16 protein-coding genes are annotated in these 21,470 nt (G+C 32.3%); 1 reads left to right on the top strand and 15 read right to left on the bottom strand.

Annotated elements, in window-relative coordinates:
* Positions 1-462: 462 nt before the first annotated feature.
* The 5 genes from WN975_RS07250 to WN975_RS07270 all read right to left on the bottom strand — a co-directional run bounded on the left by WN975_RS07250 (position 463) and on the right by WN975_RS07270 (position 8,686).
* Positions 463-1,767 (bottom strand): hypothetical protein, encoded by a 1,305-nt coding sequence (locus tag WN975_RS07250; RefSeq protein ID WP_337965923.1) that lies wholly within the window; start codon positions 1,765-1,767, stop codon positions 463-465.
* Positions 1,768-1,887: 120 nt separating this feature from the next.
* A complete protein-coding gene (locus WN975_RS07255; protein WP_337965924.1) occupies positions 1,888-5,124 on the bottom strand; it encodes a TonB-dependent receptor in 3,237 nt (1,078 codons plus the stop codon).
* Positions 5,125-5,281: 157 nt separating this feature from the next.
* Positions 5,282-6,130: a FecR domain-containing protein gene (locus tag WN975_RS07260; RefSeq protein WP_337965925.1), complete on the bottom strand. Its 849-nt coding sequence runs from the start codon at positions 6,128-6,130 to the stop codon at positions 5,282-5,284.
* Positions 6,131-6,348: 218 nt separating this feature from the next.
* Entirely contained in the window at positions 6,349-6,927 is a 579-nt protein-coding gene (locus WN975_RS07265) for a sigma-70 family RNA polymerase sigma factor (protein WP_337965926.1), read from the bottom strand.
* A gap of 700 nt (positions 6,928-7,627) precedes the next feature.
* Positions 7,628-8,686, bottom strand: coding sequence for a serine hydrolase domain-containing protein (locus WN975_RS07270; RefSeq protein WP_337965927.1), 1,059 nt, complete (start codon positions 8,684-8,686; stop codon positions 7,628-7,630).
* Between the two features lie 387 nt (positions 8,687-9,073).
* Here WN975_RS07270 and WN975_RS07275 point away from each other — a divergent pair, with 387 nt between their 5' ends.
* Entirely contained in the window at positions 9,074-9,661 is a 588-nt protein-coding gene (locus WN975_RS07275) for a nucleosidase (RefSeq protein ID WP_337965928.1), read from the top strand.
* A 12-nt stretch (positions 9,662-9,673) separates the two neighbouring features.
* On the opposite strand, the gene WN975_RS07280 is transcribed toward WN975_RS07275, so the two are convergent.
* From WN975_RS07280 to WN975_RS07325, 10 genes are all read right to left on the bottom strand, one after another.
* Positions 9,674-11,011, bottom strand: a complete 1,338-nt coding sequence (locus tag WN975_RS07280) for a hypothetical protein (RefSeq protein WP_337965929.1) — start codon at positions 11,009-11,011, stop codon at positions 9,674-9,676.
* Positions 11,012-11,047: 36 nt separating this feature from the next.
* A complete protein-coding gene (locus WN975_RS07285; protein WP_337965930.1) occupies positions 11,048-12,337 on the bottom strand; it encodes an HlyD family efflux transporter periplasmic adaptor subunit in 1,290 nt (429 codons plus the stop codon).
* Positions 12,338-12,340: 3 nt separating this feature from the next.
* Positions 12,341-14,533 (bottom strand): peptidase domain-containing ABC transporter, encoded by a 2,193-nt coding sequence (locus WN975_RS07290; RefSeq protein ID WP_337965931.1) that lies wholly within the window; start codon positions 14,531-14,533, stop codon positions 12,341-12,343.
* Between the two features lie 40 nt (positions 14,534-14,573).
* Complete coding sequence (locus tag WN975_RS07295; protein WP_337965932.1) at positions 14,574-17,426, bottom strand: thiopeptide-type bacteriocin biosynthesis protein; 2,853 nt, start codon at positions 17,424-17,426, stop codon at positions 14,574-14,576.
* Positions 17,427-17,477: 51 nt separating this feature from the next.
* Positions 17,478-18,644: a lanthionine synthetase LanC family protein gene (locus WN975_RS07300; protein WP_337965933.1), complete on the bottom strand. Its 1,167-nt coding sequence runs from the start codon at positions 18,642-18,644 to the stop codon at positions 17,478-17,480.
* A 41-nt stretch (positions 18,645-18,685) separates the two neighbouring features.
* Positions 18,686-20,341, bottom strand: a complete 1,656-nt coding sequence (locus WN975_RS07305; RefSeq protein ID WP_337965934.1) for a S41 family peptidase — start codon at positions 20,339-20,341, stop codon at positions 18,686-18,688.
* Between the two features lie 133 nt (positions 20,342-20,474).
* Entirely contained in the window at positions 20,475-20,627 is a 153-nt protein-coding gene (locus tag WN975_RS07310; protein WP_337965935.1) for a hypothetical protein, read from the bottom strand.
* A 57-nt stretch (positions 20,628-20,684) separates the two neighbouring features.
* The gene (locus WN975_RS07315; RefSeq protein ID WP_337965936.1) at positions 20,685-20,837 is read right to left on the bottom strand and encodes a hypothetical protein; all 153 of its coding nucleotides are present in this window, start codon (positions 20,835-20,837) and stop codon (positions 20,685-20,687) included.
* A 55-nt stretch (positions 20,838-20,892) separates the two neighbouring features.
* The gene (locus tag WN975_RS07320; RefSeq protein ID WP_337965937.1) at positions 20,893-21,045 is read right to left on the bottom strand and encodes a hypothetical protein; all 153 of its coding nucleotides are present in this window, start codon (positions 21,043-21,045) and stop codon (positions 20,893-20,895) included.
* Positions 21,046-21,099: 54 nt separating this feature from the next.
* The gene (locus tag WN975_RS07325) at positions 21,100-21,255 is read right to left on the bottom strand and encodes a hypothetical protein (protein ID WP_337965938.1); all 156 of its coding nucleotides are present in this window, start codon (positions 21,253-21,255) and stop codon (positions 21,100-21,102) included.
* Between the last annotated feature and the right edge of the window lie 215 nt (positions 21,256-21,470).

The raw sequence follows: 21,470 nt of genomic DNA on the forward strand, positions 1-21,470 counted from the left end.
TTTACCGCCGGAGGTTTACGCCTACTTCCATCTTTCATTATAGGATTGATCTAATGAAAGGATCAGGGTCAAATTCTCATTTAAATTTTAGAATAAATAAAAAGCTAGATGTTTATGGATATGATAAACCTAATGCCGCTTTATGGTGATTTGGCTTTGTATGAAGATTCCGAATATCTGCAACCTTTACTATTTTATTTATTTAAAATTTATCAAAGAACTTTTTTTATAAAAACTCTCCCTCAAAAAAGAGTCTTTAAAGAAAACCTATTAAGTATCGTGTTGTAAAATCTCCCCTACACAATCACAGTACTTACTAAGTATTAGATTTCAAAAAAGCAAAATATCATGCTTAAATTTATTGTTAACGGTTTCTTAATATTACATAACAGATAAGCAACCGCATGTTTTAAAAAGTTTATTAAAACATATTTTTTCTTCCTTTTTACTAACTTATAAAAATCAGAAATTATTAAACTTGGTCCATGTATTTGTCCAGTTTGCCTCTGTTTTAAATGCTCCCGTATTTCCAGAAAGATCTAATGCTCCATCGTTAAAAAAAGGCTGTGTTAGTCCCCATTTTGGAGCAGGATTTACGGTTGAAGCTGTGTTACCAAGACCTATAAATGTTCCTGCTGGTAAAATTGGAGTATCAAATCCATGAATTGATATTCCAGCCCAAAAGGATGCAGATTGCAATGATGGAGATTCCCAGTAGACACCTCTATTGTAACCTGTTACAGTAACATCAGTAAACCTAATTTGTCCTAATCTGCGTACGTGGATAGCATTTTCGTATAGGTCAGCAACGGTAGTTGAGCTAACTCCAATTATAGACATTTCAGAAATAACCGGACGCGTTATAAGTAATGTTGTAGTTCCTGAAGCGTTGTTATCTAATTCGATACCATTTGAATCTGGGCTTCCTACGCCTGAACCGGCAAAACTGTGAAGAGAATTACTATCCGCGAGTGCAATAGCTTTTGTAATTGTTCCTGTGTAACCAAGATCAAAATCAAAGTTATCGTCATATGGGGCAAAAGAAACTAAATGAGAAGCATTTACAGTTCCTCCAAAAAATTGAAATGAATCATCTCTAGCGTACGAAACCTGTATATGATGTAGTACTGTGCCGCTACCTACTCCTGCCAACGTTAAACCATTAATTTCAACGCCCAAATCTAAAATTCGACCGGCAAATTCGATACGTGCATAATTTAAAGCTCCGGCATTATGGGTATTATTTGTTCCTCCATAATAAAAATCATTAACATTAGGCTGATCACCTAATCCTTCGACAACATTAGTAGTCACCCAAGTGTTAACTTCAGCATCACCCAAAATTACTACACCTCCAAAATCACCCGGATAACCAGTTGTTGCCGCGTTTCCGTCTAATAACTTATAGCTGGTAAAAATAATAGGTGCAGTTGCGGTTCCTTGTGCATTAATTTTACCTGTTTTAGTAATTACAAGAACTCCTGTAGCAACACCTGCAGCAAGAGGTTTTCCTTTAATAAATGTACCAGGCTGTATGGTTAATGTAGCTCCGGATTTTACACGTATTACTCCGCTAATTTCCCAGACCCTGTCATTTGTCCAGGTTGTATTAGTTGTAACATCACCGCTAACCGTTTGTACTGTAACTGGATATCCGGAGTAATCAGCGCCAGCTGCTTTCATGGAAAAAGAAGAATCGGCAGTATCATCACTTTGGCAAGAACTCATAAATAGAGCTGCGATTGCAAATAGAAAAAAGTTTTTCATAAAGAATTAATTATTATTAAAATTATCCGTTAAAGCAAAACTCAGAAGTAAGTAAAATGCTTTTCTAAGGTTTTTGTTTTTATAAAATGTTTAATCGACTAATGATTTAATTTTGCAACTTTAAAACCTATAATTAAGAGATATACTTATTGTCCTGCCACTTTTAGCTTTAAATACAACCTGATCAATATCTTCATCGTACTTATTTGTTGCTCCTGCTCCCAGATTAAATTGTTCTCTTGGATTTGCCCCATAAATGAAATCCGTAGTTTTACTATAACTATTATTGTTATTATAAGTTTCTATGCCAGTATCAAACATGTTCTTCATGCTGCATTTTAATTCCAGATTTCTTTCTTTAAAAAATTTGTAACTTACCTGAGCATCCGTTATCGCATATGGCATACGAATTTCTTCGGCCCTGTATTCAAATCCTACCAATATATATTGATCTCCAATCGCATTCTGTCTAAGACTAAAACCAAAACGGTCACCCACATAATCTAAACCAAGATTATAAGTATAAGGTGATTGCCCATACAAAGGCCTGTTAGCTTGATAAAGTCCTCCCGTTCCATCTATATTAATATAAGAAGTCACTTTTGTATCATTGAAAGAAGCATTTCCATAAACAAAAAGATCTTTTAATATTCCGCCTTCTCCTAAGAAAGAAAGATTTTTATAAAACTCAAATTCAACTCCCCATAGTTTGGCATTGTTTGAGTTCAAAACGTAGATATCTCTTCCATCTGAAGGATTACGGAAACCAACTGATTCGATTGGATTATCAATGTCTTTATGATAAATACCAAAAGACAAAATCTCACCTCCTGATGGAAACCATTCTAATTTAAGATCATAATTATTAGCTACACTCGAAACCAATCCATTTGAGTAATTGTAGACTTTAGCCGAACGAATTGGATCGTAATAAGGAATACCCAAACGCTCTGCAAATTGTGGGCGCAAAACAGATTTATTATACCCCAATCTAATATTCATTTTATTAGTTGGACTAATTATTAAACTTGCCGATGGCAGAAATTGCCACATTTTATCATTACCCTGGTCTTTTGCTAAACCATCAGGATATTCTGATTGACTTTGTATTTCGGTATAAATGTAGCTTTCGGCTCTTACTCCCCAAACCAACCTTACATATCGGCCAATTTTATCATCGAGCATTAAAAATGGAGAATGTATTTTTACGTTCCCTTCATACTTATTACCGTATACACCATAATCCTGCCATCCAAAACCTCCCCAATAATAATTTGATCCGTCTAAGAATTTAGAAAGCGGTTCATAAATAACAGCGCGATCAGTTGGCTGACCAACCGTTATTAATTTAGCTGATTCTTGTTGATTTGTTGCTATTTTGTAAGTTCCAAAATAGCCTCCTTTAAGATCATTTGTAAAAGAATCTCCAAAATTAAAAGTGTATTTTAAATTAATGGCCCAGTTATAATCAGCCTCATCATTAGTAAAATTGCTTCGGCTAAACGGAAATCTCGTCTCAGCATTATAAACACTATAAGATCTCAGTATATCATCGCCAACTTTTTCCTGGCCAATAGTTACAAATGTTGCGTCCTTGGTATCTTTTGCTACATTTCCATAAGCTCCATACCAATTAACTTCAAGGTTATCGAATTTGTGATTTCCTTCAATTTTATTCTGAATAAAAGTGGTGTAAACAGGATAATTAGACTCTGTAGTAGTTGGGAGTATGCTGCCGTCTAAAATCCCATCTACAGAATCGTCATTTCTCCAGCCTGTAATTTGGGTTAATTGATTGTTATAAATATGCATAACAGTATTGCGCACAGTGATTTTATGATTCCCCAACTGAATACCCGCATTAAACATACCGCCCAAAGTCGAATTGTAAGTATAATTGGCTCCTGCATTTTTAAAGCCATATTTTGTAAAAGTGGAGTACAATGCTTTATCGCTCTCCGGCGTAAAATCAGTATTGCTTCTAAAATTTCTTTCCGTATGCTCAATTTCTAGTGTTTCCTGTGTATTCTTAAAAATCGCTGAACCAACAAATCCCCATTTATTATTGTCTTTTAACTGATAAGTTCTTCCTATACCAAATTGCAATGTTGTTCCGGGAGCACCATACGTTTTATAAGTAGAAAAATTATCCTCAGTAAATAGTCTACTATAATCCAAAAACGGACCTGATTCCGCCTCAGTTGTTGGAGGATCTATTGTGGGACGATTAGATGGATAATCACGTCGACCGTCATCAAATCCCCAATAATCATAATCGCCTTCCTGTTTTGTCAAACGCTCTTTGAAAGCACTTTTACTGTTATAAGAATTACTAATAGAAAAATTGGTAAAATTTTCTTTAGGAATATCCATTGTCTTAACCTCTACATATCCTCCGGCAAAATTGGCGTACATATCCGGCGTTGCAGATTTGCTCACCACAATACTTTCAACAATAGCCGTTGGAATAATATCAAAAGAGAAATTTTGCTGATACGCATCTGTACTTGGCAAAGCGATTCCGTCCATAACCGCCTGATTCCATCTTTCGCCCATAGAACGCACCACAACATATTTATCGCCAATTGTCGTTACACCCGTAATACGTTTTAACGAACTCGCTACATCTCTGTCTGGTGTTCTGGCGATTTGTTCTGCCGAAATACCATCAGAAAACTGAGCCGCTTTTTTCTGTTGCAATAACATACCTCCAACTGAAGCTGTTGCTTTTTTATAATCCTGAATAATAACCACTTCATTCAAAGATTCTGCATCTTCTTTTAAAGAAACTACAAGCGGAGTTTCGCCATTTTCAAGAACTTTAACACCTGTAATTTTTTGCGTTTGAAACGAAATAGCACTAATTTCAATCGTATATTCTCCCGGTTCTAATTCCAAAACATAGTTACCATCAATATCAGATTGAGCGCCAATACTCAGTTCAGCTACTTTTATATTTACACCAGGTAACGAAAGTCCTTTGACATCTACGACTTTACCTGTAATTTTTCCCTTCTTTTTTTTTTTGTCGCCGTCTTTACTATTTACGGCTATATTATTTTCATTTCGTCTGAAATTTAAGTTGGTCATGTTTTGCAAATCACTTAAAATTTCGTCTATCGAAACATTATCTTTTTTTAGTGTAACCAATGGTAAATCCAGATCCAGATCTTTTTGATAAACAAATTGATAAGGCGTGCGCGATTTTAGATTATCTATAATTTTTTGTGGTGAAGAATTTTTAAAATCAACCGATACAGTTCCGGTTTGTGCATAAATTGAATTTGTTCCGAAGAAAACCCCGAAAAATAAAATCCATAAGGCAACGACAAATCGCCTCGAAAATTCATTGTTCATAATTGATGATTGTTAGTGTTTATTAGAATTCTTTTTATATAATATTGTGGACAAATATTTTCAGTTTAAAGCGAGCGATTCCTGACAACTTCTCTTAAATCATTTTTTTTAGATTTAATTCAGTTGTAAATTATTGTTTCAAAATGTTTAGAAACTATTATCTGCTAATGAGAAAAGTATTGTTTCCGGTAGTTTGAATCTTGATTTCCAAAGCAAAAGCAATTGTCTGAAGCATTCCATAAAAACCTTGTCTCGTATCAAGAGTTCCCTGAATTTTAAGATTCTTTAAATCTTCGTCTAAATATGTTACCGAAAAATGATTGTTTACCTTCAGCTTTTCCAGAACTTGGGCCAATGTTAATCCGTCGACATAGATTAAAACCTTTTTCCATTCTGGTTCAAGAACAAGAGTTTTTTGTTTATTTAGCATCGAAGTTTCTGCTTGATAAATTGCTTTATCTCCTCTTTCCAGCAATACAGTATTTTGTGAACTTTCGACTTTTACTTTTCCAGTTCTTACATTTACTTCAGGTTGATTATCGGCGTAAGCTTTAATATTAAAGGAAGTTCCAAGAACAGTCGTTTTTATAGCTCCGGAACTAATCACAAACGGATGTGACGGATCGCGTTTTACTTCAAAAAAAGCTTCTCCTTTTAAAGTAACCGTTCTTTCTTTTCCAGTAAAACTTTTAGGATATTCGATTTCAGAATTTTCGTTTAACCAAACTCTCGTTCCGTCAGGCAAATTTAAAAGTCGCACATCTTTACCAAATGTTGCCGTTGTAGTAATTTCAGGTTTAACAAAACCAGACTTATTAAAAGCCTGATAAGCGCTAAAAGAAAGGATAATTACAGCACTTGCAGCAGCGGTCCAGTTATAAAAACTTCTATATTTATCAACTGTCGTTTTGCGTATCGTATTCCACATACGAGTTGTGCTTTCATTTGGCAAAATACCTCTATTGGGTATTGCGTCCCACTCTTCTCTTAATTTTCTGGATTTCATTAAAATCAACTTTAGTGTTTGGAAAATCATACACGAATCTCCACGATTCAACTACATTAGATTTCCAATGATTTAAATATCACGGGTAGTCGCATCTATTAATGTTTTCTTAATGTAGAAGAACATTTACTTAACTTTGACTTCAATGCAAAAAATGAAATATTGGCGCTAAAACAGGAGAAATTAGCCCAATTAAAAGACTAAAACACAAGTTAGTTTTAAGATATAAATTCAGCCTGACTCACAAAAAAAAGCGCAAACCAATACAGTTCGTGATTCTTAATCGAATTCTTTTTAAGGAATTGCAATGTCTTGGAGATTTGGTTTGCAACGGCACTTGGAGACATATCCATTTCTGCAGCGATTTCTTTGTAACTGCGATCTTCAAACTTATGAAGATTGAAAATTTTTCTTCTTTTGGCTGGGATTTTATTCAGCAGATATTCTATTTTTTCCAGTTTAAAACTAATATCATCGTCGACTTCAACAACATAGTCAAGTTCATTAATCAACTGATCATTTTCTACAGAAAAAATTCTGTTTTGTTTCTTGTACCATTTTGAAATTTCCTGCTTTGAGCTTTTAAACAAAATGGCTTCCAACTCCACATTCGGATCTAATTTTGTTCTGTATTTCCAAAGATGGATAAAAACATTTTGTGTCACATCTTCTGAATCTGCAAGCTGTGCAGTATATTTTTTTACAAAACAAAATATTTTAAAATGATATAAATCGTAGATTTCTTTAAAAGAGGAATCATCTCCATTTCGTAACCTTACAACCAAATTAGAACTCATAATGCAATTTTAAATTGTTAAAGAAGACCCTTACAAAAGTAAGGCAAACCGCAATCGATATTTTTTGCGATTCGCTCATTTAATAATTTATTAATATTACCCAATTGGCATATCATCAAGATGCAGCTTAACCACAATATTGTTATTTCGATTTCTATGATAAAACCAAATCTTTTTTTTAAGGAGCTAATCCCGCTATTCATTTCAATCTTTTATGGCGAATCCCGCCATAAAAGGATTTCCACTTCTATCGGGGCTAGGAAATTCGTTTTCATTAAGAATCTTTTCGTTTAGTTTGTCATTTCAAGGAAAGGAGAAATCTCCACGAGAAGCTCGACAAAGATTGGAGACAATATTGAACGCGGATGACGCGGATTCGCTTTGCGAAAACACGGATTAAAATGGATTTTATCAGCTTAATCTTGTCGTTTCGACGAAGGAGAAATCCCCACGAGTAACTCGACAAAGATTAGATTCTCGTTGCGGAGTTACTTGCGGAGATTTCTCCTTCGTCGAAATGACAAAAATGAAAGTGAGTTTCTCGCAGATTCGGCAGATTAAGCAGATTTTTTTGTAATGTTTATGTCTAGTTTGTCATTTCGACCAGAGGGAGAAATGACAAACTTAAGCTCATAAAATCCGTTTTAATCTGTGTTTTCGCAAAGCGAATCCGCGTCATCCGCGTGCAATTTTGAGCTTTTTATTGCAAAACATTCTCCGTAATAGTGTTTAACAAATTCGATCTCATTTTTGAATTTCTTTTATCAAGAAGAATTATGATTCCCCAATTTTTAGCTCTGTTATAACATATTATAGAAGATTGTCCCATTGAATCACCAGATTTCATATAAAGTGTGTTTTTATCATTTGAATCAATATTTACGGCCAATCCTAATTCTCTGTTGTCAACTTTATAAAATGTTTTTTCCGTAATTAATGCCGCTTTTCCAACCGTAGTTTCTTTGTTTAAAACCGCTTTTAGATATTTAATCATATCCGTAGCATTCGATTTTACTAATCCCGCAGGCGCAGTAACATTCCATTTGAAAAATTCCTGAATTCCGCCTTCTGGATTGTGACCAGTAGTTCTGTTTTTTACATCAAAATCTTTTGTTAGCGTATTATTCATATGTAACGGATTTATTATTTTTTCTCTAATAATTTCATCAAAAGTCTTATTGTATGCTTTCTCTAGTATTTGCCCCAATAAAGTAATTCCAATTGTAGAATAGCGGTATTTACCATAATCTTTAAGTTCAGTGCAATTATTGATAATATCTGCTAATGTTTTTTCGGTTACATTATTTATAGGTTGCTGCGGATCTAGAGCAATTAATTTTCCGAAATCTATATCAGACAAACCAGATTGATGAGAAGCCAAGTCTGAAATTTTGATTTTGTTTTTCAGATTCTCATTCAAAACATATTGTTTAGGAAGATAATTGTCGATATAATCGTCCAGTTTTATTTTGTTATCCAAAACCGCTTGTGCAACTAAATTTGCAGTTAAAATCTTGGTGATAGAAGCAATTTCGAAAATAGAATTTTTATTAATTTCTGTTTTGCTTTCAGCATTCAATTTTCCATAAGAAGTATAGAATTCTTTGTTATTTTGGATAAAACCAACGCTAATACCTACATCAGGATTCTTTTGATAATTGTCTCTAATTATGGAATCAATTTTTCTTGTAATGTCTTGTCCAAAAGAAAAAGTGCTTACTAATAATACTGCTGCTAATAATTTTAGGGAAGTTTTCATGGTATCGTTTTTTAAGGTTAGAAATTTATTCTGATACAAATCTCAGAAAGAAACCATTCCTGCGCGACCGAATAAAAACACTCGTACTCATTTGTTTCTAAAAATAAGTACGAATAATAAAACCAAGAAGTACGAGTAATTACAAAATACTGTTTTACAATATTTTAAAATAAAAAACTTCATACTAATTCCTATAATATTGGCAATATAAAGCCAAGAAATTAAAGCTGAATTTCTTCGGAAAATTTACTCGTACGGATTAAAAAAAAATATTTTTACTGATCTATTTGATTTATTTAATCGCTTTTTTTGCCAAAAATTAAAGCGCAACACATCTGTTTAATTTATTTTAATTGAGCATATTTGCATCTTGAAAATAAAATTTTAATGATAAAGATTAACAACGAGCAATCCTTTGCTTTAGAGAATGTACTTTTTTCGTTTGCTTTAGCAGTTGAAGCTGCTGATGTTTTTGATGGACATAACACATTAATCACCGGAATTGGAAAAGTAAATGCTGCTTATGAACTTACAAAAGCTATACAGTCCAAAAAGCCGTCTCTTATTGTTAATCTTGGATCAGCCGGAAGCAGTCACTTTAAAAAAGGCGATGTCATTTGTTGTACCAAATTTGTGCAACGAGATATGGATGTTCGCGGATTGGGATATGCGTTATACGAAACTCCACTTTCTGATTTACCTGTAATTTTAGAATATGGTTTGACAATGCCAGAACTACAAATCGGGATTTGCGGAACCGGCGATAATTTTGAAATGGGACACGACGCAAAAATATATGACGTCGTAGACATGGAAGCTTACGCGCTTGCTATGATTGCGATGAAAGAAAATATTCCGTTTTTGTGTCTAAAATATATTTCTGACGGCGCAGATGATAACGCTGCAGACGACTGGATGATTCAGGTTCATAAAGCCGCTGAAGCTTTTGGAGAAATTTTGAATTTAAAAAAGTAATGATTCTTCTGTTTAATTCTCACTATAAATACTAACTATTTTTAGCATAATGTAAATTTCAAGTTTACAATTAATAACTTCTTTTAGTTCATCTATAGCGTTTTGATCGTCTTCTTCCTCTAAATATAAGTTCATTTTTTTGATTAAATTCAGATAAGTTTCTGGTGTTTTTAGTTCTTCTAAAAGTATTTCGTCAACTTCATCTAATTCAAAAGGAGCTGAATCAATATTTTTTTTATCTATTTCAAGGACTTTAACTTCTTCCTTTTCGACAGTTTTAAATCCTGGTAACAAAACAATTTTAAAGTCAGTTTCTTTATCCAAATAATCGTGATAAACTTGATTCAAACCAACATTATTAAGATCTCTCTTTAATAAAAAATCTGAAATCGAAAACTCATTTTTGATCAATTCTAACTCGAATTCTTTAAGGAAATCCTGTACAATTTCTTCATTTAAGGAATGTTTCTTTTCCTTATTATTTTCATCTTTATTCAGAAATTGCATTAATTTAGAATTATAATCAGGATAAAACCTCATTACATATCTTTCCAGCGCTTCACATACTTCTGGGTTTCTTTTAAAATTTCCTAGTAAATGCAAATAGGTCCTTTGATGCGGAACATGGTGAAAATCACCAAATCCCGGATAGGAATCATCTGTCCAGATTTCTGAAAACAAATATTCGATAGGAATATTATCCATTTCAATCATTTTGTAAAAAAGAACCTGCTCAAAAAAAATATTAAAATTGGACAAATTAATATTGCTCCAGATTGGCTTGTTTTTTTCAACAAATTCAAAAGCTTTTTTGGCGTATTCTTTATAAAATGCAACATTTACTCCTCCTGTAATGCCCATGTTAGCACTTAGATTAGAAATATTCTTTTCGAAAAACTGAATTTCCCGAGGTTTATATTCCAGAAAAGGAGCAATATTTGTCCACATAAGAGAATGATAATTTGTGGTTTTCTCCATATTCTGAGCGATCAGATTTGCCGTGTCAAAACTATTAGGAAATTTATCCCAGATAAAAACATCGCCATCAACATGCAGAAATGGTTCTTCCTGCATTGAATACACTTTTATCTTGGCTAAAGCCCAAAGATCAGCAGGATAATGATTAAGTTCATTCAAAACAACATGAACTTTTGTATAAGGCAAAGCAAGTTTATTAATTAGTATTTCATAACCAAAATCATCCGTATAAAGTTCGACCTTATCATAATACTTAACCAAATGATTTACGCTGAGTATCCATCCCAACCAATGAGATTTTGAATCGTACCAACCGTAATTTCCATCTATTTTATTTTGATTTCCGGACCAGAAACTTTGTATAATTTTCATTTAATGCAAATAATTCTTAGTTATTAAATCCAGATCTTAAACCTGTTCAAAAATGCTCTTGAACTGATACAGAATTCTTTCGATAAGTCTCAAATCTTCGGTTACGATTTCAGCGCTTCCTTTCATTTCCTGTTGAAATACAATTTGCTTTTTATAAGAAGTTTGAAGTCCGTTTGGAAGTGCAACGTCAAGAAGTATATTTCCGTCTTTGTCCGGAACCAAAGAAATGTTTCTGATTTTCCCTCTTAAAACACCAAATTCTCTGTCAGGGAAATTCGCCAATCTGATATTTACCTTTTGACCAACTTTTATTTTTCCTGAATTCAACGCCGGTGCTTTCACTTTTCCAACAAAACCATTTCTGGCATCGGGAATTATAGAAAAAACATTATCGCCAACATTTATCGTTTGATTCTCTGTCCAAACCTGCAAAAACGTAACAACACCGCTTACAGATGTTTTTAGCGTATAGGCCATTTCCCAGTCTTTTATCACTTTTTTGAGCTGATAAAACGATTGTGCCATATTGCGTCCCAGATTAACTTCTTCTTTGGTGCTGTTTATCTGCGAACTCTGACTTGATTTTGTATTATCGATCAAAGTGGATTTTAATTGCGAAATCGACGACAACAAGCTTCTATAACTCTTCTGAGCCTGCAAGTAAGTCAGTTTCTTGGCTTCCATTTCCTGTGCCGAAATAATACCTTTATTGAAAAGGGTTTCAAATCGTGCAATTTCATTTTTCTGAAGCTGTAATTCGCTCTCGTTTATCACTTTTTGCTGTTGCAGAATTTCCAGTCTTTCCTTTATCTGAACTTTCTCTGAAATCTGTGCTCTGTTCTCGACTTCAAAAGGCTGTAAATCTTCATTTAATTGTTCGGCCTGATAATCTTTTTGGAAAACTGCAAATGCGCTTTCTATCTCTCCCAACTGTGCATTTTTAAGCAATGCAAACGGAAATGCTTTTTTTGAATCGTTGACATTGTATTTATCAACGATACTTTTTAATAAAAAAACATCTTTATAATTGGCCGTGTTTTCGATTATCGCCAATGTGGTATTTTTAGCAACTATGGCTTTATCCTGAACCAAAATAGCTTCAATTCGCCCCGATGATTTTGAGACGATTTTCTCTGGCGGAATATTGGTTGTGATTATGATTTCGGTATTTACAACGTCCGGATATTTAATGAACCAGGACACAAAAAACAGCAAAAATATAATGGCAAATATCACAACAGTTCCCCAGCGTATCATCCAATGTGGAACTTTGGTGAGAATGTCCTGTACTTCTTCACTTCTTAATTCAAATGTATCTTCTGCCATGTTTTAATTTCCTAATTGTAATTGATTGCGAACCAATTCAAAATAATTTCCTTTTTGTTGTACTAATGCCGAGTGTGATCCTATTTCGATAATTTTTCCTTTATCCAAAACCACAATCTGATCTGCGTTCATAACCGTGCTTAAACGGTGTGCGATTACTACGACGGTTTTTTCTTTGAAGAAAATATCGAGTTTTCGCATAATTTCTTTCTCATTATTGGCATCTAATGCTGATGTTGCTTCGTCAAAGAATAATATTTCAGGGTTTTTGTAAACCGCTCTTGCAATCAGTAATCGCTGTTTTTGTCCGGTACTCATTCCGGTTCCTTCTGAACCAATTTTTGTATTATAACCCAGTGGTAAACTCGAGATATATTCTTTTATATTGGCTACATCTGCGGCATATATCAAGCGTTCTTTATCGACTTTATCTACTCCAATGGCGATATTATTGGCGATGGTATCATTAAAAATAAAACCTTCCTGCATTACAGCGCCAATATTGGATCTCCAGGCTTTTTGCGAAATATTTCTCAACTGTGAATTCCCAATATTGATTTCCCCTTTTTCGGGTTCGTAGAATTTAAGAAGCAATTTCATTAGAGTGGTTTTTCCGCTTCCGCTAACACCAACTATTGCCGTTACTTTATTGGCTGGTATTTTAAGGGTCAGATCATCCAAAACCGGAATATCAGATCCTAAATAACGATACGAAAGGTTTTTTATCTCAATATCTGAATCATATGGAACTTCGTGGGTTTGATGTTCCTCCTGGTCGGTTTCATCTTCTTTTTCGTGAATTTCAGACAACCTTGCCAAAGAGATTTTTGCATCCTGAAGTTCTCTCACAAATTCGATAAGCTGAGTGATTGGCCCGTTTAAACTTCCAACAATTGAGCTGATCGCCAACATCATTCCCAGAGTTATCGATCCGTCAATTACTAGTTTTGTAGATAAGAATATGATAAAAATATTCTTCAATTCGTTGATTACTGAGGAACCAATGGTTTGGGTTTGTTCCAAAATCAATCCTTTTATCGAAACTCTAAAAAGTCTTGCCTGAACATATTCCCAACCCCAGCGTTTTTGTTTTTCGGCGTTGTGGAGTTTGATTTCCTGCATTCCGTTGATAAGTTCCATCACTTTGCTCTGTTCTTGCGAAACTTCGGCAAAACGTTTATAATCCAGTACTTCTCGACGTTTTAAAAACAGGGTAATCCATCCGAAGTAAAAGATACTTCCGACAAAAAACACAAAGAAAATCTGCAGGTTAAAGTAAGCCAAAACACCTCCCATAACAAACATATTGATCACAGAAAACAAAACGCTTATAGACGAAGTGGTCAGAATTTTTTCGATTCTTCGGTGATCGTTAATACGCTGCATGATATCTCCGGTCATTCTCACATCAAAGAACGAAATAGGAAGATTCATTAATTTTATAAAGAAATCTGAAATCAGCGAAATGTTGATTCTGGTCGAAAGATGCAATAATATCCAGCTTCTGATAAGCTCTAAACCAATTCTTCCGGCAAAAAGAAATAATTGCGCAAAAAGAATTAAATAAATAAAATGTATATTCTGATTCTGAATCCCAATATCTACGATACTTTGGGTCAAAAACGGAAAAATTAGCTGCAGCAAACTACTGGCAAATAATCCGATGCTTAACTGAATCAGAAACGATTTGTATCTCAGAACATATTGAGACAATAATCTGAATCCTAACCCTTTATTTTCTTCTTTATCAAATTCTGATTGATAAAATTTTGGCGTTGCTTCCAGTAAAAGTGCTATTCCTTCTTCTGTAGTTTCATCAGCGTTATTACCGATCCAAAGCTTAAGAAAGTATTCTTTATCGTGTTCGATTAAACCAAAAGCCGGATCAGATACAAAATACTTTCCTTTCTTTATTTTATAAAGCACTACATAATGGTAGTTGTTCCAATGCAAAACACATGGCAAAGGAACCTCTTCCAGTTTCTCCAGACTTAATTTTGCTCCTAATGTTCTAAAGCCAATTTTCTCAGCAGCGTCACTTAAAAAAAGCAAGTTACTTCCCTCACGAGTTGTTTCGCTAATGTCTCTTAATTCCTGAATATTGATTGTTTTACCGTAATGTTTTGCAATTATTTTTAAACATGTTGGACCGCAATCTTTGAAATCAGCTTGTATATAATTCGTGAATTGTTTCAATTTTTTATTCTATTTTAATCGGCATTATTTTATTCTAAATCTATTTTTTATGCTTAAGCTGATTCAAATAACATTTTGTTAAATAATACATTTTGAATTCATTAAATCTTTGTTGCTCATTAAAGTGCCTGTTCATACTCATGTGTATTAACAACCAAGTATATGATGATAAATTTACTTTGGCAGTTGAATTGAATTTTTGAGTAAACTCATTTTTCAATACTTCATTATCAAGAAAATTATCATATTCATAACCTTCTATTTCAAATTTTAAAGCGGCATAATCTTTATTAAAATCTTTTCTTAACAGAGCAGTAAGTTCAAACTCTTTGGAGTAATTTTTTATAGCATTTTCGCAATTATTAATCATTCCATCCAAATCATATCCTAAGAAAGTCAGGTAATTTTTGATTTTCAAAATGGCAATCATCTCAATAGTTTTTTCATCTAAATCATTGTTCACGATATTAGTTAGAAAATCTCTACTGTCAAGATCAAAAAGAATCTCTGAAAACTCCATCATTTCGGCACCTCCGTATCTGTCAATTTCCTGATCGTAAGGTAAAATATGGTATTTACTAATGATATTTCTCACTTTAAGCTGATGAACTGCATTAATAATATCTTGCTTATTATCTATAGATTTAGTTTTAAATCTCAATCGTAAATGTCTATCTGGATTAGCATAATTAACAAAGAAAAATTGATCTGCTTTGTTTTCTAAAATAATTTGATTGTAAACTACTTTAAAAATCTCAGAATCTGCGTAACTATTGCAAAATAATTCTAAATACAACCAATCAGAAACTACTGCCGTATTATGAGATTCTGTAACAGTAATATTCATCTTACTGTAATCAAGACTAGGTCTTTTGTAGTGCGGATTTTTTACGCTCACAATTAATTCATGGGCAAAATTTTCGTTACCACGTTTTATTTCCGGATCAAAACTATGATATAAAAATTCTGCGATATAAATCTGTTTCGTACTTTTTACTTTATCATATAGTAAAGCAACATGTTCTTCATTTTCAGAATCCAAAATAACTTGTCTTTGTCTTTCTGTAATAACTAACTTTTTTGAAAATGAATACTCTTCTATTTTCCCAAATAAATATTCACGGAATTCTTTTAGATTTTTACTCGTGTCAACTAATAATATCTGTGCAGGACCAACTAGAATTCCTTTTTCCAAGTAAACTCTTGGAACATAAGGCAAGCGTTGTTTATATGCGTTAAAATTAAAATTAACTGCATACAACTCCTGATTGTAATATTCGAAATCACATAAGAAATTATAAACATCTGATTCTAAAAGCTTTTGATTGATGGCTGAAACTTTTTTAGGCAAAACCTGTTTTTTATGTTCTTTTGATACCAAAGAAAAAGTATTTTGATATAAATGAACATAAATATCAGACAACAAAACCGGATTATTCTCGGCATTATAAGCTGTATTTATTGGTAAACTATAACTATAGCGTTGTTCTGTAGAAGCAACGTTTATACTTCTTAAACTACCAACACAACTTATATCAGCAATAATTTTGTCTTTATGGACTTCTTTTTCATAATTAATAATATCCTGACAAGCATCGTGAGCGATATCACTAAAACGCGAAATAATATTTAAAGACGACGGATCACCCATTCCATGAACATACATAACCGGCTCACCGGTTTTTTTGCAGGTTAATGTTTCTATCATTAAATTAAATGTAGAAGGAAGTTTGTTTGCTTTAATATCAATATTCTCATCAGAAGGCATGTTCAAAAAAAGCTCACTATCTGATGATGTCAAAATTTTCATCACGATATCCTGATGTAATTTTAACTCATTTTCTGTTTTAATATCGCTATAGCTAATTCCTGAATATGGATTAAAAATAGTATTTAAGGGTATAAAACCTTCATTATATTCACCTCTGACTTTATTAATAAACTTTTCTAAATGATTGTTTATAGCAGTTGTTTGAGAATTATAATGTACAGCAAAGTCAATATATTTTTTTACTTTTTCCTGGATATCAATACTAAGAGTTCCTTTTCCTATATCAAAAGAATTGATGGCATAGAAATCTTTAGGATTATTTTTGTCTTCAAAGAGAGCGTCCTGCTCTTTTATATAAGCTTGGATAAAATCTTCGGTATCTTTTTTATTTTCTAATAAGTGTTCTTTTTTAGCAACTAATGATGACAAATAAGGTAAAAACGGATTGTACAGTTTATTGGTATAAGCATCAAATAAAAATGTTTCGATGATAAGTCCGGTTTCAATTGTTTCTAATAAAAACTCTTCTACCTCACTTCTTTCAAATCCTTGCTCAATAAGATCTTCAATTACTAATTCTATCTTTTTTCCATCTTTAAACTGACTTAATAACCATTGCAAATCTTCATCGACATCAATTTCTGTGTAACTTATGCCTATTTTGTCTCTAACCTGATTCTTTGATTTGTAGAAAGCTAATTTTTCATCACTTAAATAATGGATTGAAGGATTGGAACAGTACGTTAAATTGTGCCAATCATTGGCAATACTTTCATTAATTTTTGAGGATAAGAATAAGTTATCATACTTAACCATTAAACGTAAAGTCTCTGATTTAGGAATATCTGTTGTAGTATCCCAATGCAATACTCCAACACTATTGAAAACACCAAAAGGTGTAGGATTAAAATGCGCTCTTGTAAAATAATTGGCCAAAGAACCCTGAGTTTTTTCAGATTTACTTTTTTTTACATCATTATACAAACTGTTTGAAGCGGTTAAAACACAGAGTTTAAATAATTCATTTTTTTCAAAAAAATCAACTAAATCATTTTTATTCGCATCATATGATTGAACTGAAAAATTAGTTACTCGCTTAACTATGGTATCAAAAAAAATCATTCTTATATAGTTTTTTATTAGTAAAGGAAAATTATAGTTGTCAGATTATGTTTAATGTAAATTAAACATCTCTAACCAATTGGTGCTTATTTTATCTTCGACGGTCAATAGTGTTAACCCTAATCCTACGGCGCCCACAAGCAAATTCATCTCTGGAAAATATTTTTCTTCGCGATTGCTGTACCAAGGATATTCTTCAAAATTGCTGGTTTGCTCTTTTAGGATTTCAAACCAATAATCGATTTTTTGACTGTAATCAATGTTGTACTTTTTTTGCGCGAGATAAAACTGAATTAAAACACCTGAAGAGCCATGACAAAAGCCAAAATCATTAATATAAGAATTTTTAAAATCCAGCGAAACGCTATGATTCATTAATTCTATGGCTTCATTTATTAAAGAATCGTCATCAAGAAAAACACCGGTATTATATAATGCATTTGAAACTCCCAAATCGCCTTGACACCAAGAAAGTCTCGACGGAATAAAATTCTTTGACGTCAAAGAATAGACATTGGCGTAATATTGGTTACTGCGATCGTCAAATCCTTTATATGAAAAAAGGAATTCTCTACAGGTTCTTAAAGCTTTTTTAATTTCTGTGTCTGATGTTGGGAAATGTTTATGGAAATAAAGTAAAAAATTTAAATATCCTGCAACACCATGTGCCAGGCCTAAAGAATAATAATCTCCTCTATTTTCATCATTTTTGATAAGAACATTTTTAAAATCCACATTAATTTTATGAATTAAATCTTTGGCAAAAGTGTTCAAAATAGCAGCTATCTTATCGTCTTTGCTTATTTTATATCTTTCTATAAAATACATTGAAATTCCTATAGCTTCATGCATAAAATCAAATCCGTTATTACTGCATAACAGTTCAAACTCTTCAATTAAAATCTGATCTATAGTTTCAAAGTATTCCAGATCAATATCAATACTTTTATTTTTTAGTCGTAATAAAATTAATCCGTATCCGGCAACGCCAGTACAAAGAGTCATAGAATCTTGTTTTGTCTCAATCACTTCATTGACTTTCTCTATAACTTCGAGTAACTTGTTTTCATATTCTTCAATAGGATATGCTTCAAAAAGAGAATCATAAAAAAGAATAAGTCCGGATAATCCAACGTATAAACCTATATTATCTGTATCTTTTTTTATAAAATCGTCCCAAATATTTTTTTCAATTTTAAGTAATTTTTCGTCTTGCATTTTAAAATAATAAACTTTTTAAATTCGTTAATTCCAATAAACTATTTTCCGGTTTTTATAAACTCTTTTGCTCTGTCAAGCACTTCATCCTTTCCTTGCTGAATTCCCAATATTGTTGGTTTTACTTCAACATCAATTGCAATACCCACGCGTTGTGTTTCTTTTTTATTTGGATAAAAAACACCTTGAGAAGTAAATGAAGAAGAGAATCCTTTGATAATGTCAAAAGGATAATTTGCACCATCAGCGCCAGATGTCTGACTGCCAATTACTGTAGTATTTGGTGCCGTTTGAAAACTCATTGTAGTATATTCGGCATGACTTAATGTTACTTCGTTTACAAGCACAATTACTTTTCCTTTGTAATAATCAGGATTTAATTTACCGCATACATCATTCTCTTTTCTCCAAATATATCGGCCCGGAAAACTCAAATCCTGAATAATAAAGCTTGAAATAACTTTAGGTTCCGGATTCAAATATTCATTAATATAACGATGTGTTTCTTTGGGTCTGTTTCGGATATCAAAAATAATGGCTTTGGCATTCTTGAACTCGTCCATCATACTTTTTACTTCCTTTACTTCAAGGCGACCCATATTTACGTATCCAATATTATCTTCAAGAAACTTCCATTTTGGATCCGTATTCGGTTTTCTTTTAATGTCTTTTGGATTGTAACGATGTACTTTTTTAACTCCCGTTTGATTGTCACGGATATATTCAATTTCTACTTCATTTGTATTTCCGCTAAAGGTAACCCACGCCAAATCAGGTAAAGCTGCAGATTTATTGGATCCCGGTATATATTTTTCGTTTTCTTTTAAAACATCATGAATTGTTTTTCCGTTAAATTTGGTCATAACATCGCCTACTTTCAAATCATCGATTTTTGCAAGAGAATCATTTGCAACTCTGGTTATCACAGCTTTTTCGTCAATAATTTTAACTGAAAAAGCTAAGAATTTTTCGCCACCAAAAAACTCTGACATTTTATCGCTGTAAGTAGAAGCATGAGTATCATTTAATTTTACTGATAACTCGCGCATTGTCATAACAAAGTCCTTCTCTGAGTTTGGAGCATAAATATTTGGCAGAACTTGAGCTAAAGCTTCATCCCAGTTTTGATCCATTTGATATTTATACGGAAAAAAATATTCTACATAATTCCAATAACGGAATAATGCCAAAATTCGAAGATTTTTATCTGTCCATTGAAAATTAGGATATCCTGATTCGTTCACAAACTCAATTGGATAAGGAGAATCTTCTTTAGATATTATATAGTGATTGATTCCTTGAAATCTATTTTCGACTATAAATTGTAGTTTTTTAGAAAGTTTTTCTGAAAAGAAATTTTTATTTTTTATCCAATCTAAATTTAGATTTTTCAAAAAATAATTTGAATCAGAATCTTGCGCTACATTTTTAGTTAATGCAACTGCGCCAAGATCATCAATCCAGGTTTCTATTGTTTTAGAAAATTCTTCTTTAGTTTTGGCTTTCTCAATTTGCGGTAAAACTTTGAAGAGTTGTTCATCCCAATTTGTTTTTCCGCTGGCAACTTCGGGATGATAATATTTTAAAAATCCCCATATTTTACAGGTTTCAACTAATTTTTGGTTTTCAGAAAATTTAGTCTGACTTAATGCAATTTGGGATAATAACAAAAAAAATAGTAGGTAACTTCTTTTCATTGATGGTCTTATTAATAACTGGCTGGGGTCTAAAAATAGTAGCAACTTTTGTTTTACCAAAAGCTGCTACTGATATAATTAATTAAAAGCTATAAATATTTTTAATTAAAGAATATAAGTCTGTAGATTGCTACTAGCAACCGTGGCACCAAGAAACGTATGGTCCTGATGTTGCATTGCATTCGCCTGAAGTTTTCCATGGTGCAATATATCCACCACTAACAGTTTTTTTCTCTTCTGGAGTTAATGTAATAACTTTCAGGTTTTTTAATTTCAATTTTTTCATTGTTACTTTTTTTACAATTAAACTAATTTGTGAGTTAAAAAATATAAGAGATTAGTACTAGCAACCGTGGCACCAAGAAACGTATGGTCCTGATGTTTCATTGCATGGGTGTGAAGTAGTCAAATCTTGAATTTTTCCACCTTCAACAACTTTTTTCTCTTCTGAAGTTAATGTTATAACTTTAAGATTTTTTAATTTTAATTTTTTCATGGTTATATTTTTTGTAATTATTAAAATTTTTTAGTTTAAAAATTAGAAGTGACTACTATTCGCAACCGTGGCACCAAGAAACGTATGGACCTGATGTTCTATTGCATTGCCCTGAAGTATCCCATTGTACGTATCCGCCGTTAACAGATTTTTTCTCTTCAGAAGTTAATTTTACAACTTTAAGATTTTTTAATTTCAATTTTTTCATGGTTATATTTTTTGTAATTATAAAATTTTTTAGTTTAAAAATTAGAAGCGACTACTATTCGCAACCGTGGCACCAAGAAACGTATGGACCTGATGTTCTATTACATTGCCCTGAAGTATCCCACTCAATCTGAGTTCCACCTTTAATAGCTTTTTTAGCTTCAGAATCCAATTTTACAACTTTCAAATTTTTTAATTTCAACTTTTTCATTGTTACTTTTTTTTAATGGTTAATAATGTATTTATGGTTTAAAAATCATCTCACAATATTTTATTTCAAAATATATGTGCACCTAAAATTTCAAAACAAAAGTGAGATAAACTTTACCAAATGTAGAATTAAAAATCACAAAAAAAAATATTTAATTAAAATAATATGATAATTTTTTGTAGCTTTTGTATTATTTTAATTAAAAAAAAGAGCAT

It is taken from the genome of uncultured Flavobacterium sp. (assembly GCF_951805225.1).
Classification (GTDB): Bacteria; Bacteroidota; Bacteroidia; order Flavobacteriales; family Flavobacteriaceae; genus Flavobacterium.